We start from the raw sequence: 211 nt of genomic DNA, 5'->3' as shown, positions 1-211 counted from the left end.
CACCAAGACAGATTGATGCCCCGCATTTGACCAGCCGCGCGAATCGTTTTAACCGCCATTTTAATCCGTGGAATCAGATTGACGGCTGCCAGCGTTCCATAAGCAAACTTACTGGGCAGATGCAGATTTTGTTCCAAAGAGCGGGTGAGCTCCAGTGGACTGGTGGTCTGCGTAATAGCCGCGCCGGTAAAAACGTAGACATAGATTCGTG

Annotated in this window: 1 protein-coding gene; it reads right to left on the bottom strand. The window is 51.2% G+C overall.

The annotated features are described in order from the left end of the window. Window positions 1-206 (bottom strand): energy-coupling factor transporter transmembrane protein EcfT (locus LJE08_RS15465; RefSeq protein ID WP_227403692.1); only part of this gene is annotated, 206 nt, incomplete at its 3' end. Window positions 207-211 lie beyond the last annotated feature (5 nt).

This window comes from Holdemanella sp. DFI.5.55 (genome assembly GCF_020593575.1).
Lineage (GTDB): Bacteria > Bacillota_I > Bacilli_A > Erysipelotrichales > Erysipelotrichaceae > Holdemanella > Holdemanella hominis.
Note: the sequence above shows the minus strand (reverse complement) of the source record. Positions and strands in the feature narration are given on the sequence as shown.